This is a genomic window from Stenotrophomonas sp. HMWF023, assembly GCF_003060985.1.
GTDB lineage: Bacteria > Pseudomonadota > Gammaproteobacteria > Xanthomonadales > Xanthomonadaceae > Stenotrophomonas > Stenotrophomonas lactitubi.
The window spans coordinates 1-2,705 of record NZ_QAIJ01000255.1 but is presented as its reverse complement, the minus strand read 5'-3'; the positions used below and the strand labels follow the sequence as shown (position 1 = coordinate 2,705).

The 2,705-nt window shown below is 63.9% G+C and carries 4 protein-coding genes; 1 reads left to right on the top strand and 3 read right to left on the bottom strand.

Features of this window, described 5'->3' with window-relative positions:
* From DBR20_RS23225 to DBR20_RS14255, 3 genes are all read right to left on the bottom strand, one after another.
* A partial coding sequence (locus DBR20_RS23225; RefSeq protein ID WP_258223371.1) for a TadE/TadG family type IV pilus assembly protein occupies positions 1-182 on the bottom strand: 182 nt, incomplete at its 3' end.
* Complete coding sequence (locus tag DBR20_RS14260; protein ID WP_108266627.1) at positions 179-724, bottom strand: prepilin peptidase; 546 nt, start codon at positions 722-724, stop codon at positions 179-181. The genes DBR20_RS23225 and DBR20_RS14260, both read right to left, overlap by 4 nt.
* Before the next feature lie 100 nt (positions 725-824).
* The gene (locus DBR20_RS14255; RefSeq protein ID WP_025878547.1) at positions 825-1,007 is read right to left on the bottom strand and encodes a Flp family type IVb pilin; all 183 of its coding nucleotides are present in this window, start codon (positions 1,005-1,007) and stop codon (positions 825-827) included.
* Positions 1,008-1,698: 691 nt separating this feature from the next.
* Between DBR20_RS14255 and DBR20_RS14250 the strand changes: the two genes are divergently transcribed.
* Complete coding sequence (locus DBR20_RS14250; RefSeq protein WP_100465645.1) at positions 1,699-2,679, top strand: helix-turn-helix domain-containing protein; 981 nt, start codon at positions 1,699-1,701, stop codon at positions 2,677-2,679.
* Positions 2,680-2,705: the final 26 nt, after the last annotated feature.

Sequence of the window (2,705 nt, the reverse complement as noted above, 5' to 3'; positions counted from 1 at the left end):
TTGCCATAGCGCAGCGACGCGCGCGCGCCCTCGGCCGAGGCCGTGGCCAGGGTCTGCTGCGCAGCCATGATCAGCACGCCGGAAAAGGTGAACAGCAACAGCGGCACCAGGCCGAGCAGCAGCATCAGCGCGAATTCGATGCTGGCCACGCCGCGCTGGCGGTGACGTGCGAATGCTTTCATGCCACGCCTCCATAAGTAGTTGACAGCACCCAGCCAATCGCCGCGAAGGCCAGGTAGGCGGCGTAGGGAATGCCTTGCCGACCCTGTCGTGCGGCATGCAGTTCGCGCAGGGCAGGGTGACCATTCCAGTGCGTGCTTGCGCGATTGACCTGCATCTGCAGGCGCAGCGGCAGGTGACCGGCCAACTGCCGTCCGACGATCACCAGCATGGCGTGGGCGCCTGCGGCCAGGCTGGCAAGCACCCATACCGGCAGCAATGCCTTCCAGCCCAGCAGCAGGCCGAGCACGGCGAAGAACTTCACATCGCCCGCGCCCATCCAGCGCACCGCATAGAACGGCAGCAGAGCCAGCAGGCCAAGTGCCGCGCCCAGCAGGTGTGGCGCCCAGGTCGTGCGCGTTGCACTGAACTGGTCGGCGATGATCAGTGGCACGGCGATCGCGCACGCGGCCAGCAGCCAGGCGTTGGGCACGCGGCGGGCGTACAGATCGCTGATCGCGATCCGCAGACACACTCCCATGGCCAGCAATCCCAGCAGTGTCATCGCGCACCCTCTTCGTCCGTCATTGGACAGTTGCAGACCCCTTCATCGGCCACCGCGGTCGCCATGGAGGCGACCGCAGGTGCTGCACCCCGCGCGACGGCTAGGTGGTGGTGGCGTCGGTGGCGATGGCCTGCAGGCGGGTGAACAACGTGGTGAAGAACGCGGTGATCTGGGTTCTGCCCACCACGATCAGGATGCCGGCGATCACGGCGGCCAGCAGCCCGTATTCGAGCGCGGTCACGCCATCTTCTTCTTTCAGGAACTTGCGGATCGATGCGTTCATGACGGTTGTCTCCCTCTACCTGTCAGTTGCTGCAGGAAACCTGCATGGGCGGTGGCCCGGCTCCGCCGGGACCGTCCGTAGGCCCCCGCCATCCTGGCGGAGGAGGCACGGCGGGCAATCCCGCTGTGCTCAAGCAGGGTGATCATTCCCGAGCAGGGCAGCGGCCGCGCAACCGCGACCGCACGGCACCAGGCCGGTGGTCGAAACGGTATGTCGTGCGTGCATGGTCATGCTGTCCCCCTGGGTGTGGCCGCTTTCTGCGTGCCCGATCACCGTGTGTTCGACTTTGCCTGAATGGCGGTTCCCTGCAACCGGAACCTATATGCAAATTCGGCAGATTCGTTGATTTCCTGAATATTCCGATGCGGATCTGTGACGTAAATCCGTTCCTGCGCGAAACGATTCATGCTCGTGCAGATAATGTGAGGTCAATCTGCGCACATGCGAAAACCGTGCCACTCGCGTGCACATCTGCTTCACGCAGTCGATAATCCGGCGGCCTTGAAACATCCTGTTTACGGCCGCGGATTATCGGGCATACTCGCATTCAAGGTTTTGCATTTTCATGGATGGACGCGCGTTCTACGCAGCGACCGTCACGGCAACGGACGATGCTCTTGGAAACGGCGTTCGCCCTGTCAGGCAGTGGGGGCGGGGTCGTGCAGCAGACCAAACGGGGGACGACACTGTCATGGTCGATGGTGGGGTGGAAGACAACGACGATGGCGATCTCAGGTCGATCGACCTGGCCACGCTGAGCGGCGTGCTCCGCGTGTGCGATGTGGAGCTGTTGCTGCTTGATGGCAATGGTCCGCGCGCGGCATTCGCTTCGCGTGTTCATGAGGAAGCCCTGTTCTGCAGCATCAGCTGCGGTTTCCATTGCCGCGGCCGATTCATGCTGCCCCCCGACTGGGCGATGCTCGGTTACCTGCACACCACCGATGATGCATTGAGCTGGTGCCATGGCGTGCCGCTGACGCCGGGCATGGCGTTGACCGTGATGCCTGAAGGCATCAGTGAATTCACCCTCAGCCCTGGTACCCAGTTGACGCTGATGCTGGTGCCGGTCGCGCGCGTGCAGCGCAAGCTGACCGAGTTGAGCCTGCGCAGCACGCCCCCGGCGGGGCAGGCACTTTCGTTGTTCAACCTTGGCGATGATGCAGTGCCGTTGGTACGTCATTACCAGCAGCTGCACGCGCAGCTGGGGCAGGGTGGGGGGCTGCAGCCAGAAGAAACCGAGCGTCTGTTGCATGAGCATATCCAGGCACTGCTCGGTGCGGGTCCAGCCGATCGGCCCAACTGCAGTCGTGCCCGCCGCACGCATTACCTGATCGCGCAGCGGGCGGAGAACTTCATGCGCCTCAATCTGCGCCGCAATATCTACATGAATGAAATCTGCGACGCCGCCGGTGTCAGCGAACGCGGCCTGCGCTATGCGTTCGAGGATCTGTTCGGTACCTCGCCCAATCGCTACCTGTCGATGTTGCGGCTGTGCGCAGCCTGCCGCAGCCTGTCGATGGCCGATTCCAACCGGCGCTCGGTCAAGGCCATCGCCCTCAGTTGCGGGCTGTGGGATCTGTCGCGCTTTGCCGACAACTATCGGAAGGTCTTTGGCGAACTGCCACGCGACACCCTGATGCGCGCGCCCGCACAGCTCGGCCAACCCGCCTGAAGGTATCGGCCGGGCTGCCGCCCGGC

What these genes read in the sequence shown, in the direction of transcription:
- DBR20_RS14250 (WP_100465645.1), top strand. Translation starts at nt 1,699, where the DNA reads ATGGTCGATGGTGGGGTGGAAGACAACGACGATGGCGATCTCAGGTCG.
- DBR20_RS14260 (WP_108266627.1), bottom strand. Translation starts at nt 724, where the DNA reads ATGACACTGCTGGGATTGCTGGCCATGGGAGTGTGTCTGCGGATCGCG.
- DBR20_RS14255 (WP_025878547.1), bottom strand. Translation starts at nt 1,007, where the DNA reads ATGAACGCATCGATCCGCAAGTTCCTGAAAGAAGAAGATGGCGTGACC.